21 protein-coding genes are annotated in these 19,815 nt (G+C 69.3%); 10 read left to right on the top strand and 11 right to left on the bottom strand.

Annotated elements, in window-relative coordinates:
• Positions 1-159: 159 nt before the first annotated feature.
• The 3 genes from AC1U89_RS01425 to AC1U89_RS01415 all read left to right on the top strand — a co-directional run bounded on the left by AC1U89_RS01425 (position 160) and on the right by AC1U89_RS01415 (position 2,470).
• Complete coding sequence (locus AC1U89_RS01425) at positions 160-1,293, top strand: ferritin-like domain-containing protein (RefSeq protein WP_479897856.1); 1,134 nt, start codon at positions 160-162, stop codon at positions 1,291-1,293.
• Between the two features lie 102 nt (positions 1,294-1,395).
• Positions 1,396-1,914 (top strand): lipocalin family protein, encoded by a 519-nt coding sequence (locus AC1U89_RS01420; RefSeq protein WP_479897855.1) that lies wholly within the window; start codon positions 1,396-1,398, stop codon positions 1,912-1,914.
• 1 nt (position 1,915) lies between these two features.
• Positions 1,916-2,470 (top strand): lipocalin family protein, encoded by a 555-nt coding sequence (locus AC1U89_RS01415; protein ID WP_479897854.1) that lies wholly within the window; start codon positions 1,916-1,918, stop codon positions 2,468-2,470.
• Here AC1U89_RS01415 and AC1U89_RS01410 read toward each other — a convergent pair.
• Positions 2,467-2,673 carry a hypothetical protein gene (locus AC1U89_RS01410; protein WP_337685335.1) on the bottom strand — a complete coding sequence of 69 codons (207 nt, stop codon included), beginning with the start codon at positions 2,671-2,673 and terminating at the stop codon, positions 2,467-2,469. The genes AC1U89_RS01415 and AC1U89_RS01410 overlap by 4 nt on opposite strands.
• Positions 2,674-2,762: 89 nt before the next feature.
• Here AC1U89_RS01410 and mmcB point away from each other — a divergent pair, with 89 nt between their 5' ends.
• Positions 2,763-3,218, top strand: a complete 456-nt coding sequence (gene mmcB, locus AC1U89_RS01405) for a DNA repair putative endonuclease MmcB (RefSeq protein WP_479897853.1) — start codon at positions 2,763-2,765, stop codon at positions 3,216-3,218.
• Positions 3,219-3,229: 11 nt separating this feature from the next.
• Here the strand turns inward: mmcB and AC1U89_RS01400 are convergent, their stop codons facing one another.
• On the bottom strand, positions 3,230-3,538 hold the full coding sequence (locus tag AC1U89_RS01400) for a hypothetical protein (protein WP_479897852.1): 309 nt from the start codon (positions 3,536-3,538) through the stop codon (positions 3,230-3,232).
• 100 nt (positions 3,539-3,638) lie between these two features.
• Positions 3,639-5,477 carry a DNA helicase RecQ gene (gene recQ, locus AC1U89_RS01395; RefSeq protein ID WP_479897901.1) on the bottom strand — a complete coding sequence of 613 codons (1,839 nt, stop codon included), beginning with the start codon at positions 5,475-5,477 and terminating at the stop codon, positions 3,639-3,641.
• 322 nt (positions 5,478-5,799) lie between these two features.
• Between recQ and AC1U89_RS01390 the strand changes: the two genes are divergently transcribed.
• Positions 5,800-7,764, top strand: coding sequence for a transglycosylase domain-containing protein (locus tag AC1U89_RS01390; RefSeq protein WP_479897851.1), 1,965 nt, complete (start codon positions 5,800-5,802; stop codon positions 7,762-7,764).
• 36 nt (positions 7,765-7,800) lie between these two features.
• On the opposite strand, the gene AC1U89_RS01385 is transcribed toward AC1U89_RS01390, so the two are convergent.
• From AC1U89_RS01385 to AC1U89_RS01375, 3 genes are all read right to left on the bottom strand, one after another.
• Positions 7,801-8,520 (bottom strand): M48 family metallopeptidase, encoded by a 720-nt coding sequence (locus AC1U89_RS01385; RefSeq protein ID WP_479897850.1) that lies wholly within the window; start codon positions 8,518-8,520, stop codon positions 7,801-7,803.
• Positions 8,521-8,568: 48 nt separating this feature from the next.
• A complete protein-coding gene (locus AC1U89_RS01380) occupies positions 8,569-9,819 on the bottom strand; it encodes a polyhydroxyalkanoate depolymerase (RefSeq protein ID WP_479897849.1) in 1,251 nt (416 codons plus the stop codon).
• Between the two features lie 91 nt (positions 9,820-9,910).
• Positions 9,911-10,504, bottom strand: a complete 594-nt coding sequence (locus AC1U89_RS01375; RefSeq protein ID WP_479897848.1) for an SCO family protein — start codon at positions 10,502-10,504, stop codon at positions 9,911-9,913.
• A 55-nt stretch (positions 10,505-10,559) separates the two neighbouring features.
• On the opposite strand from AC1U89_RS01375, the gene AC1U89_RS01370 reads away from it, so the two are divergent.
• The gene (locus AC1U89_RS01370; protein ID WP_479897847.1) at positions 10,560-11,969 is read left to right on the top strand and encodes an ActS/PrrB/RegB family redox-sensitive histidine kinase; all 1,410 of its coding nucleotides are present in this window, start codon (positions 10,560-10,562) and stop codon (positions 11,967-11,969) included.
• A gap of 88 nt (positions 11,970-12,057) precedes the next feature.
• Positions 12,058-12,615 (top strand): ActR/PrrA/RegA family redox response regulator transcription factor, encoded by a 558-nt coding sequence (locus tag AC1U89_RS01365; protein ID WP_029909359.1) that lies wholly within the window; start codon positions 12,058-12,060, stop codon positions 12,613-12,615.
• A gap of 176 nt (positions 12,616-12,791) precedes the next feature.
• Here the strand turns inward: AC1U89_RS01365 and AC1U89_RS01360 are convergent, their stop codons facing one another.
• From AC1U89_RS01360 to AC1U89_RS01350, 3 genes are all read right to left on the bottom strand, one after another.
• A complete protein-coding gene (locus tag AC1U89_RS01360; RefSeq protein ID WP_479897846.1) occupies positions 12,792-13,577 on the bottom strand; it encodes an SDR family oxidoreductase in 786 nt (261 codons plus the stop codon).
• Positions 13,578-13,680: 103 nt separating this feature from the next.
• The gene (locus AC1U89_RS01355; RefSeq protein ID WP_479897845.1) at positions 13,681-13,965 is read right to left on the bottom strand and encodes a 4a-hydroxytetrahydrobiopterin dehydratase; all 285 of its coding nucleotides are present in this window, start codon (positions 13,963-13,965) and stop codon (positions 13,681-13,683) included.
• Between the two features lie 33 nt (positions 13,966-13,998).
• Positions 13,999-14,640, bottom strand: coding sequence for an HAD-IA family hydrolase (locus AC1U89_RS01350; RefSeq protein WP_479897844.1), 642 nt, complete (start codon positions 14,638-14,640; stop codon positions 13,999-14,001).
• A 153-nt stretch (positions 14,641-14,793) separates the two neighbouring features.
• Between AC1U89_RS01350 and AC1U89_RS01345 the strand changes: the two genes are divergently transcribed.
• Together AC1U89_RS01345 and AC1U89_RS01340 are read left to right on the top strand one after the other, a co-directional pair.
• Positions 14,794-15,156, top strand: a complete 363-nt coding sequence (locus AC1U89_RS01345) for a hypothetical protein (protein WP_479897843.1) — start codon at positions 14,794-14,796, stop codon at positions 15,154-15,156.
• 247 nt (positions 15,157-15,403) lie between these two features.
• Positions 15,404-17,506 carry an AsmA family protein gene (locus AC1U89_RS01340; RefSeq protein WP_479897842.1) on the top strand — a complete coding sequence of 701 codons (2,103 nt, stop codon included), beginning with the start codon at positions 15,404-15,406 and terminating at the stop codon, positions 17,504-17,506.
• 3 nt (positions 17,507-17,509) lie between these two features.
• Here the strand turns inward: AC1U89_RS01340 and rsmD are convergent, their stop codons facing one another.
• Positions 17,510-18,073 (bottom strand): 16S rRNA (guanine(966)-N(2))-methyltransferase RsmD, encoded by a 564-nt coding sequence (gene rsmD / locus AC1U89_RS01335; protein WP_479897841.1) that lies wholly within the window; start codon positions 18,071-18,073, stop codon positions 17,510-17,512.
• A 4-nt stretch (positions 18,074-18,077) separates the two neighbouring features.
• Entirely contained in the window at positions 18,078-18,716 is a 639-nt protein-coding gene (locus tag AC1U89_RS01330) for a TMEM175 family protein (RefSeq protein ID WP_479897840.1), read from the bottom strand.
• Between the two features lie 222 nt (positions 18,717-18,938).
• On the opposite strand from AC1U89_RS01330, the gene AC1U89_RS01325 reads away from it, so the two are divergent.
• Positions 18,939-19,796 carry a CPBP family intramembrane glutamic endopeptidase gene (locus AC1U89_RS01325; RefSeq protein WP_479897900.1) on the top strand — a complete coding sequence of 286 codons (858 nt, stop codon included), beginning with the start codon at positions 18,939-18,941 and terminating at the stop codon, positions 19,794-19,796.
• The last annotated feature ends 19 nt before the right edge of the window (positions 19,797-19,815 follow it).

The following is a 19,815-nucleotide window of genomic DNA, read 5'->3' as shown; positions in this document are numbered from 1 at the left end:
CGTGGTTTCCCCAGGGGCCCCGGGCCCATTTGCGAACCTGACGCAGTCGTCATTTTTAATTTGACCCCGCCGCGTCTTTGAGTTGACAGTGTTTAGATAGGCCAGAGACCCGCGTTAGACGGGGCCTGTCCAGCCCCTTTAGGCGAGGAGCCCCCAAGGATGACCAGCGCGACGGACAAGAACATCACCAAGGACGCCATGTACGACGCGGTGGCGCCGGACGACTTCGAGTCGATGCTCGAACTCGATCGCTACGGCAACCGCTCCAGCGCCTTCGACAAGATCATTTCCGCGACCCACGACCACTTCTGGGACCCGCTGGACAAGGCCTATATCGATTTCGACGAGCCGTTCGACATGGAGAACCAGGCGCTGGTTCCCGAGGAGCTGGTGATCGCCCTGTCCACCGACTACGTCTCCAACCATCTCTCCGATCCCAAGCAGCGCGTCCGCTTCATCAACCAGTCGGTGCTGCGCAGCTTCTCGTCGATCCTGCACGGCGAGCAGGGCGCGCTGAACCTGTCGGCCAGCCTGTGCCACGTGCTCAAGGACCAGGGCGCCCAGGAATACGCCGCCAACCAGACCCGCGAAGAGGCCCGCCACGTCACGGCCTTCGCCAAGTACATCAAGGCCCGCTGGGGCAAGCCGGTCGAGTGCGGCCCGGCCCTGAAGACCCTGCTGGTCGAGATCATCGGCGCGCCCGAGGTCTACAAGAAGATCATCGGCATGCAGATGCTGGTGGAAGGCCTGGCCATGGGCGCCTTCGCCACCTTCTTCAACAATATCAACGACCCGGTCGGCAAGAAGCTGCTGCAGCTGGTGATGACCGACGAGGCCTTCCACCACAAGTTCGGGAAGATCTGGGCCGACCGCACGGTGCCCAAGCTCAGCCCCGAGGAGCACGCGATCATCGAGGACTGGGCGGCCCACTGCTTCCAGACCCTGCTGTTCAACCTGGTCTCGCCGCACCAGCAGCTGGACCTCTACCGCGAGTTCGGCCTGGACCCCGACAAGGTGGTCGAGGAGTACGGGAAGATCATGACCGACGACCTGCGTCGGGAGAACATGAAGGAGCAGACCAACATCTTCCGGGTGCTGGTCAAGACGCTGCTGAACGCCGGCATCATCACCGACCGCACCAAGGCCTTCTACGCCATGTACGTGGACATCGAGGAGCTGAAGGGCGAAGGCGACCGCATGGTCGGCGACGACATCGCCGAGGAAGGCATCCGCCACCTGCAGGCCATCAACTTCAAGGACCGCGTCGCGCCGGTGACCATCGCCGCCGAATAGACCCTTCGTCCGCCTGAACGCGGGCGCCCCGCCGGGACCCTCCGAGGGAACCCCGGCGGGGCGTTTTGCGTTGTGGACGACTTGTGGGGCAAGGTGGGCGTCATGCGCAGTCTTTCGATCTCGATCGCCGTCAGCCTGCTCGCCGTCACCGGCGCGCTGGCGGCCGCCAAGCCGCCGGCCAAGGCCATCCCGGCCAGCTTCTATTCGGGCAAGTGGTACGAGATCGCCCGCACGCCCAACGCCGGCCAGCGTGACTGCGAGGCCCCGACGACCGAATTCACGGGCAAGGGCAGCGACAGCTTCTCCGTCCACCAGGTCTGCCGCAGGGGCTCGGCCAGCGGCGCGGCCAAGGCGTTCGACACCACCGGCAAGATCCTGGGCGGCAGCCAGAACACCCGCTTCACGATGAGCTTCCTGGGCGGGCTGAAGAAGCAGGAATATTGGGTGCTGGACTGCGCCGACGACCATTCCTGGGCGATCATGGCCACGCCGGGCGGCAACTATGTCTGGCTGCTGGCCCGCCATCCGGTGCTGAGCGAGGGCGTCAAGGCCCAGGCCCTGGCCCGGGTGAAGAGCCTGGGCTACGCCAAGCTGGAATATCCGCAGCAGCCGCCGGCCTGAGATGCGACCGCGTCACATCTCCAGCGTCGTCGTCGCCCTGCTGCTGACCGCGGTCGCCGTCGCCGCGTGCATGGCGCAGCCCAGCGGCAACCCGCATCCGCCCCAGCCGGCCAAGGCCGTCGATCTCGAACGCTACGCCGGCCGCTGGTACGAGGCGGCGCGCTACGACATGCGGTTCGAGAAGGGCTGCGACGGCGTCACCGCCGAATATTCGAAACGCCCCGACGGCCTGATCCGGGTGCTCAACACCTGCCGCCAGGGCGGGCCGACCGGCCCCGCCAAGGTCAGCGAGGGCAAGGCCAAGATCGCCGACCCGGCCACCTCGGCCAAGCTGAAGGTCTCGTTCTTCGGCCCGTTCTTCCTGGGCGACTACTGGGTGCTGGACCACGCCGACGACTACAGCTGGTCGATCGTCGGCGAGGGCTCGGGCCGCTATCTGTGGCTCCTGACCCGCGAACCGCCGACGCCGGCCCAGCTGAGCGCCCTGACCGACCGCGCCCGGGCGATGGGCTATGACACCTCAAAGCTGCGGGTCACCCGGCACGGGTCGCGCTAGGCGCCTCGGCGCTCTTCCAGGGCGACGGCGATCCGCTCCAGCGTCTGGTTCATCCGCCGGGTCTCCTCGAGCTGGGCGGTCATGCAGTCCAGCTGGGTGGTTACCGCCGGCGAGGCCTTGCCCATCTTCTTCATGAAGAAGATCCACACGCCGATCAGCAGGAAGATGGGCAGCATATTGATGAGGATGGCGGTGAGGCTCATGGGACCGATCTGACTGTGACGCTTCCCGGTCACGCTACCGGCGTCACATCGCCCTTGTCACGCGAACAAAGCTGGAACATGTTTTCGGCATGGACATCATCGTCGATCTCCGCACGCGGCCCGAGACCACCGACCTCGTCACCCGGGGGGCGGCGCGGTTCCTGGTGTCGCTGGGCTATGCGCCGCTGGCCGAGGTGACCCTGCCGAACGGACGGCGGGCCGACCTGATGGCCCTGGGGCCCAAGGGCGACGTGCTGATCGTCGAGGTGAAGTCGGGGCTGGAGGACTTCCGCGTCGATCGCAAATGGCCCGAATACGCGCCCTATTGCGACGCCTTCTATTTCTCGGTGTCGCCCGACTTCCCGGAAGGGATCCTGCCCGAGGAGCCGGGCCTGATCGTCGCCGACGGCTTCGGCGGGGCGATCGTGCGCGAGGCGCAGGTCGCGCCCCTGGCCCCGGCGCGGCGCAAGGCGCTGACTCTGGCCTTCGCCCGGCTGGCCGCCCTGCGCGCCGCCGGCGTCAACGCCGAGCGGCTGACGCTCTGAGGCCTGTCGGTCTAGCGGTCGAAGTTGCGGGCCAGCAGGAAGCCGAACACCGCGCCGGCCACGAACGCGCCGATCGCCACGGCGACGGGGCGTTCCTCGGCGATCACGTGGGCCGCCTTGGCCTTCTCGATGCTCCAGGCCTTGCCGACCTCGGCCTTTTCGGCGGCGAAGGTCCGGGCGACGCCGGCCTTCTCGGCGGCGTATTCGGCCGCGACGTGGGCCTTTTCGGTCACCGTCTCGACGGCCTTGTCCACGGCGGCCTTGGCGCGCTTGGCGCGGGTCTTGGCGGGGGTGGCGGTCTTGATCGTGAAGTCGGTCATGCGAAATCCCGTGCCGAAATCCGTGGAGGAGATGGGGTCAACACTCTTAACACGCCCGGCGGCAAAACGTTTCTCGCGCTTGCGGCGCCGCCGTCCTTTTCTAGTTGTCGCGCACCACCTTGAGCACGGCCTCGCCGTAGCGGTCCAGCTTGCCCTGGCCCACGCCGCCGGCCTTGGCCAGGGCGGCCGCAGTGGCCGGACGCGCGGCGGCGATCTCGGCCAGGGTGGCGTCGTGGAAGATGACGTAGGGCGGCACGTGCTGCAGGGCCGCCTCCTCGCGCCGCCAGCTTCGCAGGGCCTCGAACAGGGCCTGGTCCTCCAGCGGCACGGTCAGGGCCTGGCGCTTGCGGGCCGTCTTGCCGGCCCCGGACCGGGCCTGGCCGTCGGCGGTGATCGGCTGCTGGCGCAAGCTGACCAGCCGCTCGCCGCGATAGACCTGGCGCACGCCCTCGCCGTCGCCCAGGCCGATCAGCGGCCGGCCGTCGTTGGGGTCCTCGCGCAGCAGGCCCTCGAACACCAGGGTGTCGATCAGGTCGCGCCAGCCCTGGGGGCTGAACTCCTTGCCGATGCCGAAGGTCGACATGGTCGCCTCGGCCTGGGTGACGTCCTTGGTCTTGCCCAGCAGGTGGTCGACCAGGCGGCCGCGCCCGAACCGACCGCCCATGCGGTGGGCGGCCGACAGCGCCTTCTGGGCCGCCTGGCTGGCGTCGATCCCCGTGGGCGGCGAGACGCAGATGTCGCAGACCCCGCAGCGTTCGACCCCCTCCTCGCCGAAATAGCGGCGGACGGCGGCGGCGCGGCAGGTGACGCCCTCCAGCATGGCGTAGAACTGGCGCAGCTTGCGCAGCTGCACGGCCTTGACCTCGTCGGGCGCGCTCTGGGCCTCGATGCGGCGCACGGCCCAGGCCAGGTCGGCCGAGCTGTAGAGGGTGATGCCTTCGGCCGGCTGGCGGTCGCGGCCGGCCCGGCCGATCTCCTGCCAGTAGGCCTCGATGGCGGCCGGCGGGTCGGCGTGGATCACGAAGCGGACGTCGGGCTTGTCGACCCCCATGCCGAAGGCGATGGTCGCCACCATCACCGCCTCGTCGGCCTCGAGGAACTCCTCCAGCCGCCGGGCGCGCACGGCCTTGTCCAGGCCCGCGTGGTAGGCGAGGGCCGGAATGCCCTCGGCGATCAGCTTCTCGGCCAGCTTCTCGGTCGAGTCCCGGCTGCCGGCATAGACCACCCCGGCGCGGTTGGGACGCTCGGTGACCAGTTCGATGACCCGGTCGTGGCCCTTGCCCTTCTTGCGCTCGGCGTTCAGGGCAAGCTCGTGACGGGCGAAGCTGTCGACGAACTCGGCCGCGCCCTTCAGGCGCAGTTCGGCGCGGATGTCGTCGCGGGTGCGGGCGTCGGCCGTGGCGGTGACGGCCAGGCGCGGGGCGTGCGGGAACACCTCGGCCAGGCGGCCCAGCATCCGGTATTCGGGGCGGAAGTCGTGCCCCCACTGGCTGACGCAGTGGGCTTCGTCGACGGCGACCAGCGACAGGGGCAGGCGCGACAGCCGCTCCAGCATCGACGGCTGCATCAGGCCTTCGGGCGACAGGTACAGCAGGTCCAGGCGCCCGTCGTCGATCCGCCGCCAGATCTCGGCCCGTTCGGCGGGCAGGGTGTTGCTGTCCAGCCGCTCGGCCGCGACCCCGGCCTGTTGCAGGCCGGCCACCTGGTCGGCCATCAGGGCGATCAGCGGCGAGACCACCAGGCCCAGGCCCGGACGGACCAGGGCGGGGATCTGATAGCACAGGCTCTTGCCGCCGCCGGTGGGCAGCACGGCCAGGGCGCTGCGCCCGGCCAAGAGCTCGCCGATCACTCCGGCCTGCAGGCCCCGGAAGTCCGAATGGCCGAAGGTGCGGCGCAGGACCTCGCGCGCCGCGTCGAGCGAGGGCGGCGGGTGGTCGATGACGGAATCAGGCTGGTCGTACACGGGCGTCTTTTGACAGCGCGCGGACGTCAGGCCAAGCGCGGCGCCATGATCCGGCCCCCAAAATCGGCTTGAAAGCGGACATCGGCTGCACGGCCCCTGCATGGACGGTCGCCAGCCTTCCTGGTCGCGACCACAGGCTGAAACGAACCATGAACACGCGCCGCACGCAAGACACCCACTGGGCCGCACCGAAGGCCGTTCATCCCTCGTCAATCTTGTCGCGCGTTTTGTGAGCTTCGGCTAAACGGATTTCGGCGCGGCCCCGGGACTTCGCGCCTTTTCGGGATCAAGGACGGACATGGCCAACGGCGCCTTCGGCGGGAACAAGCCGGCGAAACCTCAGCGCACGCCCCTGCAGGCGTTGCTCTACTGGACGATGGTGCTGGGCGTCTGGGGCCTGATCTTCGTCGTCGCCTTCTTCGCGGTGTTCGCCAGCGACCTGCCCGACACCTCCAAGCTGTACGACGTCAAGCGCCAGCCCTCGATCAACTATCTGGACCGCTCCGGCGCCCTCTTGGCCGTGCGCGGCAGCCAGTACGCCCCGCCCGTCGACCTGGACGCCCTGCCCGAATACGTGCCGGCCGCCTTCGTGGCGATCGAGGACCGGCAGTTCTACCACCACATCGGCTTCAACCCCTGGGGCATCGCCCGCTCGCTGATCTGGAACCTCAGCCACGAGGGCGGACCCCAGCGCGGCGGCTCGACCATCACCCAGCAGCTGGCCAAGAACCTGTTCCTCAGCCCGGCCCAGAACTATCGCCGCAAGGCCCAGGAGCTGATCCTGGCCGTCTGGCTGGAGCTGAAGTTCAGCAAGAAGCAGATCCTGGCCCTCTACATGAACCGGGTCTATTTCGGGGCCGGGGCCTACGGCATCGAGGCCGCCTCGCAGCGCTATTTCAACAAGCCCGCCAGCCAGTTGACCGTCGGCGAGGCCGCCCTGCTGGCCGGTTTGATGAAGGCCCCCGCCCGCTATTCGCCGGTCTCGGCCAGCGACCGCGCCGCCCGTCGCGCCACCATCGTGCTGGACGAGATGGTGCGGATGAAGGCCATCACGCCCGAGCAGCGCGACCAGGCCTTCGCCGAGCCCGTCCGGGTCTCGGCCACCCTGGCCAACCAGCGCGCCCAGTACTTCACCGACTATGTCGACGCCCAGGTGCGCTCGCTGGTCGGCGAACCGACCGAGGACCTCGTCGTCGAGACCACCCTGGACCTGCCGATCCAGGTGGCCGCCGAGCGTTCGGTGCAGGTCGGGGTCGAGGGCCACAAGGCCCAGGGCGTGCAGCAGGCGGCCCTGGTCGCCATCGACGGCGAAGGCCGCATCCGCGCCTATGTCGGCGGCGCCGACTATGGCGAGACCCAGTTCGACCGCGCCACCAGCGCCCGTCGCCAGGCCGGCTCGGCCTTCAAGCCGTTCGTCTACCTGACCGCCATGGACCAGGGCCGCAACCCGTCGGTGATGGTGGTCGACGAGCCGGTGAAGATCGGCAACTGGGAGCCCAAGAACTACACCAACAAGTACCTGGGTCCGATGACCCTGCAGACGGCCCTGGCCCAGTCGATCAACACGGTCGCCGCGCGCCTGGCCAGCGAGGTGGGCACCAGCAACGTCGCCGCCACGGCTCGTCGCCTGGGCATCACCAGCAAGATCCAGCTGGACCCGTCGATGGCCCTGGGCGCGGTCGAGGTTTCGCCCATGGAGATGGCCCAGGCCTACGCCCCGTTCTCGAACGGCGGCTTCCTGGCCAAGGGCTACGGCATCGAGCGCATCCGCACGACCAGCGGCAAGGTCCTGTACGACCACAGCGTCGACAAGACCCAGCGCCCGGCGGTGATCGGCTCGCCGTCGCTGCAGTACATGAACCAGATGATGCGCCAGGTGGTGGCCAACGGCACCGGCGCCCGGGCCAAGGTCGCGGGCTACGACATCGCCGGCAAGACGGGCACCACCAGCGACTACCGCGACGCCTGGTTCGTCGGCTACACGGGCGGCTTCGTCACGGCGGTGTGGACCGGCAAGGACGACAACACCTCGATGAAGAAGGTCACCGGCGGCGGAGCCCCGGCCGAGATCTGGAAGACCTTCATGTCCGCGGCCCTGCCGCGCCTGAAGGCCACCCCGATCCCCGGCGGCGTCATCGAGCCTCCGCCTCCGGCCGGCGACGACCCGATCGGCGCCCTGCTGGACCCGTCTGCCGCGCCCGAAGGCCCGGCCGCGGAAACGCCGGCTCCGGGGACCCCGGCGCCGGAGCAGTTGCCTTACTAGTGGGTCTGTCCCTCCCCCTGGGAGGGAAGGCTGGATTTAGGCCGAGATCGCGTGCAGCTCGGCCGCGTGGGCCCGCAGCCAGCGGCGGTGCGGCGCGGGGTCGCCGGAGAGCGTCTCGCACAACGCCCAGAACCGGGGACCGTGGTTGGCCTCGATCAGGTGGGCGCATTCGTGGGCCACGACGTAGTCGGCCACCTCGAACGGGGCAAGGACCAGCCGCCAGCTGTAGCGGATCGCCGCCGGATGCCCGGGCCGGGCCGGGCGGCACGAGCCCCAGCGGGCCTTGGGGTCGGCGATGGCCACCGAGGGCATGGGGCGGCCCAGGGCGGCGGCGTGGTGGGCGGTGCGCTCGGTCAGGCGGGTCAGGGCCTCGCGCTTGGCCAGGCGCAGGATGCGAAGGCCCCAGGCGCTGTCGTCCGGCGCGATCAGGGCGTCTTCCGTCATCTTCGGTCGCCCGGGACCGACCTCCAGCCGATAGGGCTTGCCCAGCAGGCGCAGGACGCCGCCGGGGGCGATGACCTGGCGGTTGGGCAGGGCGGCCAGCTGGCCGGCGATCCAGTCGGCCTTCTCGTGGGCGAAGGCCACGGCCTCGGACAGCCGGCGCGGGGTGGGGGCCAGGGCCACCACCTCGGACTTGGCCCGATCGACCCGCAACGAGATGCGCCGCGCCCGGCCGTCGACCTTCAGCCGCACGGCGCAACCGCGCACGTCCAGCCGGTCACCGTCGGCGTAGCGCTGCGGGCGGAAGAGGTTCATGTCCTCTAGATCGCCCCTCGTCGGGAGTCGCGCAAGGCCGGCCCGGCGCTAGAAGTTCGGGTCGTTCTTGAGGATGAAGTCGCGGACGCGCGGATAGATCTCCTCGCGGAACCGGCGGCCGTTGAACACCCCGTAGTGGCCCACGCCCGGCTGGACGTAGTCCTCCTTCATCGACTCGGGCAGGGACGAGCACAGGGCGTGGGCGGCCTGGGTCTGGCCGATGCCGGAGATGTCGTCGTTCTCGCCCTCGACGGTCATCAGGCCGATGTCGGTGATCGCGTCGGGCCGGACGAGGCGGCCGCGATGGACCAGCTCGCCCTTGGGCAGCAGGTACTGCTGGAAGACGATGTCGATGGTCTGGAGGTAGAATTCCTCGGTMAGGTCCAGCACCGACAGGTACTCGTCGTAGAACTCCAGGTGCTTGTCGGCGCTGTCGCCGTCGCCCTTCACCAGGTCCTGGAAGTAGCGCTGGTGCGCCTGCTGGTGCTTCTCGGCGTTCATGCTCATGAAGCTGGCCAGCTGGACGAAGCCCGGATAGACGCGCCGGCCCATGCCCGGATAGGGCGCGGGCACGGTGTAGATCATGTTCGACTGGAACCAGGTGAACGGCTTTTCCTCGGCCAGCTGGTTGGTCACGGTCGGCGACAGGCGCGCGTCGATCGGCGAGCCCATGAAGGTCATGCTGGCCGGGCGCGAGGGGTCGTTGTCCTCGGCCATCAGGGCGGCGGCGGCCAGGACCGGCGGGCCCGGCTGGCAGACGGCCACGACGTTGGGGCGCGGGCCCAGCAGACGCAGCATCTGCTGGATGTGGTCGATATAGTCGTGGAAGTCGAAACGGCCCTGCAGGACCGAGACCTCGCGGGCGTTGACCCAGTCGACGATGAACACCGCGTGGTCGGGCAGGAAGGCCTCGACCGTGCCGCGCAGCAGGGTGGCGTAGTGGCCCGACAGCGGCGCGACGATCAGCACGGCGGGGTCCAGCTGGAACTTGCCGGCCCGGCGCATGTCGGCCATGTCGCGGTCGAACTGGATCAGTCGCGCCCAGGGGCTTTCCCAGACCACGGTTGGGCGCACGCGCACGTCCACCTGGCCGATCTTGACCGTGTCGACGCGCCACTCCGGCTTGCCGTAGCGACGGGTGACGTTCGAGAACAGGTCCGCGCCCGCGTGGATGCGCCGGCCCAGATCGGTGTCGGCCGCCGGGTTCAGGGGCGAACCCCAGAAGTCGCGCGCGGCCAGGGCCGCGAAGCGCAGGGGCGTGGAGGCATAAAAGCTTGCCTCATGCAGGGCGTACAGCATGGCGCATCCAATATGTTGCGATGCAACATAACACGCCAAACCCTAAGAAGGCACCACTTTCCGGTAGCGGTACAGCGTCGCGGGCGCCGGTCTAGCGCCCTTCCATCGCGTCCTTGATCTGCCGGGCGATCTCCTCGGGCGGCAGGTTGTAGGCGATCACCTTGGTGAACCGGCCCTTGGGATCCATCAGGTAGATCGCCGTGGAGTGGTCGACGCTGTAGTCGGGCCCGTCGCCGACCTGCTTGTAATAGGCACGGTAGGCCTTGGCGGCCGCGGCCACCTGCTGGGGCGTGCCGGTCAGGCCCAGGATGTTCTTGGGCAGGGTCGGGCCCGACAGGAAGGTCTTCAGCTGCTCGGGATTGTCGCGGCCGGGATCGACCGAGATGAAGACGATCTTCAGGTCCTTGGCCTTGGGCCCCAGCTGGTCGCTGGCGGCGGCCAGGGCCTGCAGGGTGCCGGGGCAGACGTCCGGGCAGTAGGTGAAGCCGAAGAACACCGCGTTCCACTGGCCCTTCAACGCCGCCTCGGTGGTCGGCTTGCCGTTCTGGTCGACCAGCTGGAAGGGACCGCCCACCAGCGAGGGCGGCGGCGCCTTGTCGAAGACGCCCGCCTTGAAGATCAGCCCGCCGGCCACCAGCACGGCCAGGAGGCCTGCCAGAATCGCGAACAACCGATGACGCGGCATGGGCGTTGAACCTTTCGCTCTCGCCAGAGGGGAAATTCTGGCCTTAAGGTGCGACATGGCAGACGCGTCTCTCAAGAATGCGCCGCACAGTTCGCCTCGACCGGGGCTCGATAAGCCTGACGTCGAGGCGGCGCAAGACGAGGACTGGTCCTGGACGGGTCCGGGACTGCGTCGCGGACGCCTGAGGGTCCGCACCCTGATCGCCCAGCGCTGGATCATGGTGATCGGCCAGACGGCCGCGGTGCTGATCGCCGGCCTCGTCCTGGACCTGAAGGTCCCCTACGCCCTGTGCTTCTCGCTGATCGCCATGTCGGCCTGGCTGAACGTGCTGATCGGCCTGGCCTTCGGCGGCCAGCGGATGGCGCGCGAGGTCGAGGCCACCGCCCAGATCGCCTTCGACACCCTGCAGCTGGCGGGAATGCTGTACCTGACCGGCGGGATCATCAATCCGTTCTCCCTCCTGCTGATCGCGCCCGTCACCCTGGCCGCCGCCACCCTGCCGGCCCGGTTCGCCGCGGCCATCGGCGTCCTGGCGGTGGCGGCCTGCGTGATCCTGGCCTTCTTCAACCTGCCGCTGCCCTACCGGCCGTCGGCGGGACCGGGGCCCGTGCCCGGCGGCCTGACCCTGATGACGATCGTGCTGTCGCGCATCCTCGGCATCGCCGTGACCGGGGCCTATGCCTGGCAGGCGGCGACCGAATCGGCGCGGATGGAGCTGGCGCTGAACGTCACCGAGACCGTCCTGGCCCGCGAGCAGCGCCTGTCGGCCCTGGGCGCCCTGGCCGCGGCCGCGGCCCACGAGCTGGGCACGCCCCTGGCCACGATCTCGGTGGTGGCCCGCGAGATGGTCCGCAACGCGCCCGACGAGCAGACCCGCGAGGACGCCGAGCTGATKATCGGCCAGGCCGCCCGCTGCCGCGAGATCCTGGCCCGGCTGACCGAGATGCCCGAGGCCAAGGACGCCGTGCACGAGCGCATCAGCCTCACCCAGCTGGTGCACGAGGTGATCGAGCCGCACATGATCCACGGCATCCGGGTGGAGGCGGTGGTCAACGGCCCGCCGGGCGATTCCGCGCCCGACATCTGGCGGCGGGCCGAGATCCTCCACGCCCTGACGACCATCGTCGAGAACGCCGTCGACTTCGCCCGGGCCGAGGTGATCGTCGTGGCCCGCTTCGACGCCCGGGCCGTGGTGATCGAGGTGCGCGACGACGGGCCGGGCTTCTCGCCGGAGATCCTGGCCAAGCTGGGCGAGCCCTATGTGACGTCCCGTCCGGGCGCGGAGGGTTCCAGGACCGGCCATATCGGCATGGGCCTGGGCTTCTTCATCGCCAAGACCCTGTTGGAACGAACAGGCGCCACAGTGGATTTCAAGAACGGTCGGCGCGGCGGCGCGGTGGTCGCCGCGCGCTGGCCGAGGTCGGCGCTGGAGGCGCCGGCCATCATCGGTGCGAGCGAGTTGTGATGAAACACTTGCGACACTCGGCATTTGGGCAACAAGATAGCTCGCTCGTGGCCCGGTTGAGTGTCGGCGTTGGGAGGCGCTGAATTTCATGGCGGATATCGGTGAAATGGTCGCGGCCCTGCCCGACAAGTCCCTGCTGCTTCTCGACGACGACGCGCCGCTAAGGACGCGATTGGGCCGGGCGCTCGAACAGCGCGGATTTGCGGTGACGCTCTGCGCTTCGGTCGCCGAGGCGATGAGCGCCCTGAAATCCCAGGCCCCCGCCCACGCCGTGCTCGACATGCGGCTGGAGGACGGCACCGGCCTGAAGGTGGTCGAGGCCGTGCGCGACGTCCGGCCCGACGCCAAGGTCATCATGCTGACCGGCTACGGCAACATCGCCACCGCCGTCGCGGCGGTGAAGGCCGGGGTGATCGACTACCTGTCCAAGCCGGCCGACGCCGACGACGTGGCCCGCGCCCTGCTGGCCGCCAAGGACGCGGCGCCGGCCCCGCCGGAAAACCCGATGAGCGCCGACCGGGTGCGCTGGGAGCACATCCAGCGCGTCTACGAGATGTGCGGCCACAATGTTTCGGAGACCGCCCGGCGGCTGAACATGCACCGGCGGACCCTGCAGCGGATCCTGGCCAAGCGCGCGCCGCGCTGATCCCTATCCCTCTCCCCTTGCGGGAGAGGGGGGCCTCCGAAGGGGGGCGGGTGAGGGGTCTCTCAAACGATCAACGCCGCGACCGGCCTTTCGGCTTGTCGCGGCGTTTCTGTTCTTCAACCCCTCATCCGTCGGCTTCGCCGACACCTTCTCCGCAAGGGGAGAAGGATCGTTCCTCACATCGCCGAAATCCCCCCGTCCAGCTTCAGTTCGGCGCCGGTCATGAACTTGCTCTCGTCGCTGGCCAGGTAGAGCACGGCGTTGGCGATGTCGTTCGGCTCGCCGATATGGCCCAGCGGGATCTGGCGGCCCAGCTTGGCGTGGGCCTCTTCCTTGCCCAGGCGCTGGCTCAGCGGGTCCAGGATCGGGGTGTCGATGAAGGTCGGGTGGATCGAGTTGGAGCGGATATCCAGCCCCATCTTGGCGCAGTAGAGGCCGATGTTCTTGGAGAGCAGCCAGACCCCGGCCTTGGAGGCGTTGTAGGCCGGCGAGTTGTGGTTGGCGATCAGGCCGGCGATCGAGCTGATGTTGATGATCGAGCCCGGCTGATGGGCGCGCATGTACTTCAGGGCGTGCTTGGCCCCCAGGAAGACGCTGTCGACATTGATCGACATGATCTTCTTCCAGAGGTCGAACTCCATCTGCTCCAGCGGCTTGTCGCCCGCCACGCCGGCGTTGTTGAGCAGCACCGAGATGCCGCCCATGGCCGCGTCGGCCTTTTCCAGGGCCTCGATCCACTGGTCTTCCTGGGTGACGTCCAGGGCGAAAGCGAAGGCCGTGCCGGGCCCGTGGGCGGCGTTGATCTCGTCCGCCACGGCCTGGGCCCCGGCGAAGTTGATGTCGGCGAGGCTGACCTTGGCGCCTTCCTCGGCCAGCCGCCGCGCGGCCGCCGCGCCCAGGCCCTGGGCGCCGCCCGTGATGAAGGCCTTCTTGCCGGCGACCCGGCCCGTGCTCTGCGCCATTGGCGGCGTCCTCCCGTTATAATTCAAACGCTAGTTTGAACTGTCCGCCTCCCCCGTGCAACGGGGGAGGTGTCCGCGAAGCGGACGGAGGGCCGCGCGGGCGCTAGGCGATCGAATCCATGAACCTGGCCATCGTCACGTCCAGTTCGCTGACGCCGTCGGCGTCGTGCGTGGTCAGCACCACCTCGACCCGGTTGTAGACGTTGAACCACTCCGGATGGTGGTCCAGCTTGTCGGCCATCAGGGCCACGCGGGTCATGAAGCCGAAGGCGGCGTTGAAGTCGGCGAACTTGAAGGTCTTGCCGATGGCGTCCTTGTCGGCGACCGACGCCCAGCCTTCAAGCTGGGAAGCGGCGGCGGCGGCGCCGATCTTGGCGGGGCGGGTCATGGCGGGCTCCTGCGGCGGAAAGGGTTTTCCCTCTCAGAACGCCAAACCGGTCGCCGCCGCAAGGTCCGCCAGCAGCTGGTCCTCGGTCGAGACCTTGATCGCCGTCATACCCAGGGCCGCCGCCGGCTTGCAGTTGACCCCCAGGTCGTCGAGGTAGACGCAGGCCTCCGGCCTGACCTTGATCAGCTCGCACATCATTTCGTAGATGCGCGGGTCGGGCTTGCGGACCCCGGCCTTGGAGCTTTCGATCACCGCGTCGAACTGGGCGAAGATCCCGGCGATCGCCTCGGCCTTCTCGGCCGAGCCGGCCATGCCCGTGCCGTGGCCGGTGACGACGTTGTTGGTGATGCAGCCCACCTTGAACCGCGCCTTGCAGGCCTTCAGCGCCGCCACCACGCGCGGCCGCACGTCGCCCGACAGCAGGGGCAACACCTCGGCGCCGCGCACGGCGTGGCCCAGGCGGGTGGCCTCGTCCAGGAACAGGGCGTCGAAGGCGTCCGCGTCGATCTCGTTGCGCTCGAACAGGGCCCAGGCGTTGGCGTCGGGATCGGCGGCGTTGACCCGGCGGATGAAGTCCTGCGGCAGGCCGCGCTGGGCCTCGAACCGCCGGAAGGCCTCGAACGGCGAGGTCGTGAAAACCCCGCCGAAATCCCAGATCACCGCCTCGATCGCCATGCTCGCCTCAAACACTTGTTTGACTGGAGGCTAGGGCGGGCGGGCGCGTCTGGCAATCGTCCCAAGAATCTTCATGGCCAAGCTCGCGTTGAAGGCGAAAGCGCGCGAAAGCACGCTTGGGCTCTGGTTTGTTAACCCTCTGGAGTTTTCGCCATGATCCGCCGTGCGCTGCTTTTGCTGGGTCTCGTCGCCGCCGTATGCGGAACGGGCGCCGCTGCGTCGGCCGCCGATCGGCCGCAGGACTGCGCCGTCCGCCGGGTCACCGGCCCGGGCGGGGCCTATCGCTACGACCGCGTCGAGTGCGAGGCCCGGGCCGTCTGGAGCGACTTCGACCGCTGGGCGTACGAGCGGCCCCTGGACGTCGAGGACCAGCCGTTGCGCGGCGACCGCTACGGCGGCTGGACCCGGATCGTCCCGGACCCGGCGCCGCCGGTCCCGGCCGCGCCCTATCCGGCCTATCGCGTCGCGGGGCGCGACGCCGGCGGCTTCCTGGTCTGGCCGGGCAAGCTGCCGTGAAGATTCATGTTTTTGGCCCGGGGATTGCGTGAGGGGGGACCACACGCATCAAATCGGGACGGGGGAAAATTTATCATGCGCCAACCGAGCAAGCCGCTCTTCAAGGCCTACGAGATCGTGGCGATCGTCGCCTTCGTGCTGGCCGCCATCGGCGTGGGCAGCCTGCGACTGGTCTACTAGCCGTCGCCGGACGCCTCCCGGGGCGGGACTGACCGTTTTCGGAACATAAGGACCCCGTCCGCGCGTTGTGGACGGGTATCCGGAGGTTCCCGCCCTGACGACGCTCGCCCCCAATCCGCCGCCCCCCAACCTGATCGCGCGCCTGCGCGGTCTGCCGCCGCGCGCGCGCTGGGGGATGATCGGGGCGATCCTGCTGACGATCGCCATCGTCGTCTTCCTGGTGATCTTCGACTGGAACTGGTTCCGGGGACCGCTGGGCCGCTTCGCCTCGGCGCGGTTGAACCGCGAGGTGGTGATCACCGGCGACCTGCGCGTCCATCCCTGGTCGTTCTCGCCCAAGGCCGAGGCCCTGGGCGTGCGCATCGCCCAGCCCGACTGGGCGGCCAAGGCCGACCCCAAGGGCTCGCCGGCCGGGACCCCCATGGCGAAGGTCGACCGCATCGCGGTGCAGATCAAGCTGCTGCCCCTGCTGAAGGGCGACGTCATCCTGCCGCTGCTGGCGGTGGACCGGCCCGACGTGCGCCTGCTGCGCGAGCCCTCGGGCCGCGCCAACTGGACGTTCGGCGACCCGAACGCGCCGAAAAAGCCGCTGAAGCTGCCAGCCATCCAGCACTTCATCATCAATGACGGCCAGCTGCGCTACGCCGACCAGCAGCGCGACATCTTCTTCCTGGGCACGGTCAATTCCAACGAACAGGTCACCGGCGAGGGCCGGGGCCGGTTCGTGCTGGAGGGCAAGGGCCAGCTGAACCGCTCGCCGTTCACCGCCCTGGTCACCGGCGGCCCGCTGCTGAACATCTCGCCCAACCGGCCCTATCCGTTCGACGCCAGGGTCGACGCCGGCTCGACCCACGTCACGGCCAAGGGCGACATCACCAAGCCGTTCAATCTGGGCCTGTTCGAGACCCAGGTGAGCGTGTCCGGCACCGACCTGAACCGCCTCTACGCCCTGACCGGCCTGACCCTGCCCAACACCCCGCCGTACAAGATCAGCGGCCATCTCAGCCGCAACGGCCAGCGGTTCGACTTCAAGAAGCTGAACGGGCGAGTCGGCGACAGCGACGTCTCGGGCGACCTGTTCGTGCTGACGGGCCGCGAGCGGCCCTATCTGGAGGCCGACCTGCAGTCCCGGCGTCTGGACTTCGACGACCTCGGCAGCCTGGTCGGCGCCGCGCCGGCCACGGGACGGGGCGAGACCGCCTCGGCCGGCCAGAAGGTCGAGGCCGCCCAGCGCGACGCCACTCAGCGCCTGCTGCCCGACGCCACCCTGCAGGTCGACCGGGTCAAGGCCATGGACGCCAAGGTCAAGTACCGGGCCCTGGCGGTCAACGCGCCCAACCTGCCCCTCCAGAAGGTCCGGCTGGACCTGACGCTGGAGAAGGGCGTGCTGACCATGGATCCCATCGCCTTCACCTTCTCGCGCGGCGACCTGGCCGGGAAGGTGCGGCTGGACGCCAATCCCAAGGTGCCGCGCACCGACCTGGACCTGCGCCTGACCAACGCCAAGCTCGAGGACTTCATCACCATCAAGAACGACGGCAAGCCGGCCATCGAGGGCGGGGTGATGGCCCGGGCCAAGCTGACCGGCTACGGCAATTCGGTGCACCGCGCGGCCTCGACCGCCAACGGCCAGGTGACCCTGGTCTCGCCCAAGGGCCAGATCCGCCAGGCCTTCGCCGAGCTCCTGGGCGTCAACGCCTCCAAGGGCCTGCTCCTGCTGCTCAGCAAGAGCGACAAGGAGACCAGCGTCCGCTGCGCCGTGGCCGACTTCAGCGTCAAGGACGGCGTCATGACCTCCAATCAGATCGTCGCCGACACCGGCGTGGTGCTGGCGCGCGGCAAGGGGACGATCGACCTGCAGAACGAGCGCATGGACCTGAGGATCGATGGCGACAGCAAGAAGCCGCGCCTGATCCGGCTGTTCATCCCGATCACCATCAAGGGGCCGTTCATGGCGCCGAAGGTGGGGCTGGAGACCGGCGGGGCGGTGGCCCAGGGCGGGATCGCCGCGGCGCTGGGCGCCCTGGTCTCGCCGCTGGCCGCCATCCTGCCCTTTGTGACCGGCGGCGAGGCCAAGGACGCCGACTGCGCCGGCCTGGTCGCCGAGGCCCGCAGCGACGGCGCCCCGGTCAAGGTGGCCCAGACCACGCCCGCCAAGGCGAAGAAGTAGCGGTCAGGCCCGCCGGAAGAAGAACACCTTCGCCGCCCCGTATTCCCGGGCGTCCAGCCGCTCGAAGCCTTCGGGCGCGGGATCGGGCTCGTCGCGGCCGCGCTCGAACACCACGACGGCGCCGGGGGACAGCCAGTCGCCGGCGGCCAGGGCGGCCAGGGCCTTCTCGCCCAGGCCCTTGGCGTAGGGCGGGTCGAGGAAGGCGATGTCGAACGGCGCGCCGACGCTGCCCGGGCGCGGACCCGGATCGGTGGCGTCGCGCCGGTGCACCCGGGCCTGGCCGAACAGGCCGAAGGCTTCCATGTTCTCGCGGATCGCGCCGCGGGCGTTGTCGTCGGTCTCGACGAACAGGCAGAAGGCGGCCCCGCGCGACATCGCCTCCAGGCCCAGGGCCCCCGAGCCGGCGAACACGTCGATCACCCGCGCCCCGTGCAGCTCCGGCGCCCAGGCGGCGTGCTCGAGGATGTTGAACACCGCCTGCCGGGCCCGGTCGGAGGTGGGGCGGGTGTTGGCCCCCGGCGGGGTGACGATGGCCTTGCCGCGATACTGGCCCGAAACGATGCGCAAGAGGTCAGTCCTCGGCGGTCTGGACGGCGGGGAGCTTGCCGCTCCGGGCCATCAGGCGGTTGATCATCGACAGCGCGGCCACGACCACGGCGATGCCCGCCCAGCCCCACCAGCTCTGGGTGATGATGCTGAGGAAGGTCAGGCCGCACATCAGGCCCGGCAGCAGGGCCACGCGCAGCAGCACATAGACCTTCTCGCCGGTCGGAATGGGTTCGGAGAGTCCGGCGAACATGGCCGCGTAGCCCCAGGCCAGGGCGTGGGCCAGGCCGATGGCGGTCACCAGCGCCACATACACCGCCACCGACGAGAACGTGCCGTTCTCCCACAGCATCTCGGTGCCCAGGGGCAGCAGGGCCAGCAGGCCCAGCATCAGCAGGTTCAGCACGTCCAGCACGCCGTCGGCCCGGCGCAGGCGCGAGAAGGTGCGGCGATGGGCGATCCAGTTGACGCCCACGACGGCGAAGCTGACGGCGTAGGCCATCAGCTTGTGCCGCATCTGGCTCAGCAGGTCGCCGACGCTGCTCCAGTGCTCGGGCGGATGGATCTCGATGGCCAGCAGGGTGATGGCGATCGCGAACACCGCGTCCGAGAACAGGATCAKGCGATGAAGGTGCTGTGCTTCCTTGTCGGTGATGTCGGTCATGCTCGCCCCGGCCTATCGTCGCCCCATGTTGCCTGCGTTGTGTGCCGCGCGCCGGCTGGCGGGGCAAGTCGCGTGTCGCGCCGCTTGCGTCGCGCGCGGCGAACGCCTAGCGATGATCCACAACCGGATCGAAAACCCGTGGCGCCAGCAGAGCTTCGACAGTCACCGTTCCTGGACGATCTGACGCCCGCCGACCGGCGCGTCCTTCCGCTCCTGTTGACCGTGCCCATCGGCGTGATCGCGGCCTTGCTGGCGGCGGTGATCGGCGGGGTCGTCGTGTTCGTGGCCTTCGCGATCGTCGGTGGCGGCGTGGAGTCGGTCGAGCGCCTGATGGAGATGATCAGCCGCGGCGAGGCCCCGACCAGCCTGAAGGAAGTGGCCTTCGTGCTGGGCCTGCTGGCCTTCGTGAACGGCGGCATGGCCCTGGCCTTCGTGGGCGCGGCGGCCCTGCTGAATCGTCGCCGGCTGGGATCGTACTTCACCGCCGCGCCGCGCTTCCGCTGGCGGTTGCTGTTGCTGGGCCTGGGCCTGTTCGTGGTGACGATCGGGCCGTTGCTGCTGGCCTCGGCGGCCCTGGACCCCAAGTCGCCGGGCGCGCCGATCCTGGCGATCGGTCCCGACCTGGGCGCCCGCCTGACCTATCTGGTCCTGGTCGTCGTGCTGCTGCTGATCGCCGCGGCGGCCGAGGAGCTGGTCTTCCGGGGCTGGCTGGTCAAGGTCGTCGGGGTCTGGTTCCCCGATCCCCGCGCCGTGCTGGTGCTGAGCGGCCTGCTGTTCTCGGCCATCCACTTCGACCCCAATCTGGACGCCTTCCTCATGCGGTTGGCCATGGGCGTGGGCCTGGCCTGGATGACGCTGCGGCTGGGCGGAATCGAATTCGCCGTCGGGGCCCACGCGGCCAACAACATCGTCATCCTGCTGTTCATCCAGCCGATGGCGCTGAAGCCCGACCCGCCGCACGGCTTCCCGCCCGAGACCCTGCTGATCGCCCCGCTGATGCTGGCCGGCTACGTCGCCCTGGCCGAGATCGCCGCGCGGTGGGCGCCGCTGCGCCGCTGGACCCGCTTCGCGGCGACCTAGGGCGGCGACCTAGGGCGGC

This window comes from Caulobacter sp. 05T431 (genome assembly GCF_056665975.1).
The sequence above is the reverse complement of the archived record's forward strand: the minus strand, read 5'-3'. Positions and strand labels throughout refer to the sequence as shown.

Coding starts and splice junctions, on each gene's coding strand:
- AC1U89_RS01425 (WP_479897856.1), top strand. CDS start 160: ATGACCAGCGCGACGGACAAGAACATCACCAAGGACGCCATGTACGAC.
- AC1U89_RS01420 (WP_479897855.1), top strand. CDS start 1,396: ATGCGCAGTCTTTCGATCTCGATCGCCGTCAGCCTGCTCGCCGTCACC.
- AC1U89_RS01415 (WP_479897854.1), top strand. CDS start 1,916: ATGCGACCGCGTCACATCTCCAGCGTCGTCGTCGCCCTGCTGCTGACC.
- AC1U89_RS01410 (WP_337685335.1), bottom strand. CDS start 2,673: ATGAGCCTCACCGCCATCCTCATCAATATGCTGCCCATCTTCCTGCTG.
- mmcB (WP_479897853.1), top strand. CDS start 2,763: ATGGACATCATCGTCGATCTCCGCACGCGGCCCGAGACCACCGACCTC.
- AC1U89_RS01400 (WP_479897852.1), bottom strand. CDS start 3,538: ATGACCGACTTCACGATCAAGACCGCCACCCCCGCCAAGACCCGCGCC.
- AC1U89_RS01390 (WP_479897851.1), top strand. CDS start 5,800: ATGGCCAACGGCGCCTTCGGCGGGAACAAGCCGGCGAAACCTCAGCGC.
- AC1U89_RS01385 (WP_479897850.1), bottom strand. CDS start 8,520: ATGAACCTCTTCCGCCCGCAGCGCTACGCCGACGGTGACCGGCTGGAC.
- AC1U89_RS01375 (WP_479897848.1), bottom strand. CDS start 10,504: ATGCCGCGTCATCGGTTGTTCGCGATTCTGGCAGGCCTCCTGGCCGTG.
- AC1U89_RS01365 (WP_029909359.1), top strand. CDS start 12,058: ATGGCGGATATCGGTGAAATGGTCGCGGCCCTGCCCGACAAGTCCCTG.
- AC1U89_RS01360 (WP_479897846.1), bottom strand. CDS start 13,577: ATGGCGCAGAGCACGGGCCGGGTCGCCGGCAAGAAGGCCTTCATCACG.
- AC1U89_RS01355 (WP_479897845.1), bottom strand. CDS start 13,965: ATGACCCGCCCCGCCAAGATCGGCGCCGCCGCCGCCGCTTCCCAGCTT.
- AC1U89_RS01350 (WP_479897844.1), bottom strand. CDS start 14,640: ATGGCGATCGAGGCGGTGATCTGGGATTTCGGCGGGGTTTTCACGACC.
- AC1U89_RS01345 (WP_479897843.1), top strand. CDS start 14,794: ATGATCCGCCGTGCGCTGCTTTTGCTGGGTCTCGTCGCCGCCGTATGC.